At 64.1% G+C, this 1,990-nt stretch carries 2 protein-coding genes; both read left to right on the forward strand.

Annotated elements, in window-relative coordinates:
- Nucleotides 1–151: 151 nt before the first annotated feature.
- Nucleotides 152–1,372, forward strand: coding sequence for an LL-diaminopimelate aminotransferase (locus tag ACIPIA_RS15080; protein ID WP_400510722.1), 1,221 nt, complete (start codon nt 152–154; stop codon nt 1,370–1,372).
- A 111-nt stretch (nt 1,373–1,483) separates the two neighbouring features.
- The gene (locus ACIPIA_RS15085; protein ID WP_400510724.1) at nt 1,484–1,915 is read left to right on the forward strand and encodes a hypothetical protein; all 432 of its coding nucleotides are present in this window, start codon (nt 1,484–1,486) and stop codon (nt 1,913–1,915) included.
- The last annotated feature ends 75 nt before the right edge of the window (nt 1,916–1,990 follow it).

Here is a 1,990-nt window from a genome sequence, read left to right on the forward strand (position 1 = left end):
TTTCGCCGCCGAGTTTGCTTTTCCGGGTCTCGCAAAATCTTGCGTTTTTTTGTCTGTGCGGACGAAAGATGCGGTGCTAAGCACCTTCGGCGCAAAGAAGTGACCCGCGCAAGGAAAGGCTGCCGGCAATCCGGCCAAGGACCTGTTCGAGATGACCGATTTTCACCGTATCAAGCGCCTGCCGCCCTACGTTTTCGAACAGGTCAACAAGATCAAGGCAGCCGAGCGAGCTAAGGGCGTCGATATCATCGACCTAGGCATGGGCAATCCGGACCTGCCTGCGCCCAAGCACGTCATCGAGAAGCTGGTCGAGACCGCCGGCAAGCCGCGCACCGATCGCTATTCCGCGTCCAAGGGCATAGCCGGCCTGCGCCGTGCCCAGGCGGGCTATTACGAGCGCCGCTTCGGCGTGAAGCTGAACCCCGACACTCAGGTCGTCGCGACGCTGGGCTCGAAAGAGGGCTTCGCCAACATGGCGCAGGCCATTACCGGCCCGGGCGACGTCGTGCTCGTTCCGAACCCGAGCTACCCGATCCATGCCTTCGGCTTCCTGATGGCCGGGGGCGTGATTCGCTCGGTTCCGGCGGAGCCGACGCCGGCGATGTTCCCGGCGCTGGAGCGGGCAATGATGCATTCGGTGCCCAAGCCTATCGCGCTTGTCACCTGCTACCCGGCGAACCCGACCGCCTATGTTGCGACGTTGGACTTCTACAGGGATCTCGTTGCCTTCGCGAAGAAGCACGACATCATCCTGTTGTCCGATCTCGCCTACGCGGAGGTCTATTTCGACGAGAACAGCCCGCCGCCTTCGATGCTGCAGGTGCCCGGTGCGATCGATGTCGCCGTCGAGTTCACCTCGATGTCGAAGACCTTCTCGATGGCGGGCTGGCGCATCGGCTTCGCCGTCGGCAACGAAAGGCTGCTGGCGGCGCTGGCGCGGGTGAAGTCCTATCTCGACTATGGCGCCTATACGCCGATCCAGGTTGCGGCGGCGGCTGCGCTCAACGGCCCCGACGACTGCATCCGCGAGATGCGCGACATCTATCGCAAGCGCCGCGACGCACTGGTCGAGAGCTTCACCAAGGCCGGCTGGGAATTCCCGGCGCCGGAGGCCTCGATGTTTGCCTGGGTGCCGATTCCGGAGAAGTTCCGCCATCTCGGTTCCCTGGAGTTCTCGAAACTCCTCATCGAGAAGGCCGAAGTCGCTGTGGCGCCGGGTATCGGCTTCGGCGAGCATGGGGACGACTATGTCCGCATCGCGATCGTCGAGAACGAGCAACGCATCCGCCAGGCGGCGCGCAATATCGGGCGCTTCCTGAAGGGCGCCGACACGACGCTGCACAACGTCATCCAGATGCCGAAGGCGGGCTAGGGCGGATCTCCGCCCGGTGTGATGCCGTAGCCTCTGGACTCGGGGCTGCAAAACATGGGAACCGGTGCGATGCGGACGGCTTGTTCCGCATCGCGTCCGAGGCCCGCTTCCATGCTCCGAAAAGGCCGCCTGCTCGGCGTCGCTTTCGCCGTCTTCGCTCTGGTCTGCCTCGTCGCGACCTATGACTACTCGAAGGGGCGCATTCCGCAGACGCGCTCCGCCCTAGTTTCCGAAGTGCTGTCCGTGACCAACGGACGTGAATGCGCGCGCGATGCGACGGAGATCGTCTCGCGGTTCATCCCGGTCGGGACGGACCGGGCCGAGGCCGAGCGCAAGCTGACCGAGATCACGATCGATCCGCCGAAGCCCTGGTTCTGGACACCGGCCGTCGAGAACAGCACCGTGTCCGACGGCAATTCGATCGAGGCTCTGCACACCATCCGGGCAACCGCCTTCGGCAGCAATCTGCTGCGCATCTATCTCGGCTTCGAGGATGGCAAGGTGAAGCGTGTGGCCGCCGAGGTCGTCTGTCATTTCGGCTGAGGCCGGCAGCGCGCGCCGCCGAAGGGCCGCCTCTTTGCCGCACGGCGTGGCAGCCCGAACAAGGCGATTTCGTTA

The sequence above is a fragment of the Allobosea sp. CER48 genome (genome assembly GCF_044752385.1).
Classification (GTDB): domain Bacteria; phylum Pseudomonadota; class Alphaproteobacteria; order Rhizobiales; family Beijerinckiaceae; genus Allobosea.

Excerpts from the sequence above, each read along its gene's own strand:
- ACIPIA_RS15085 (WP_400510724.1), top strand. The coding sequence starts at position 1,484 with ATGCTCCGAAAAGGCCGCCTGCTCGGCGTCGCTTTCGCCGTCTTCGCT.
- ACIPIA_RS15080 (WP_400510722.1), top strand. The coding sequence starts at position 152 with ATGACCGATTTTCACCGTATCAAGCGCCTGCCGCCCTACGTTTTCGAA.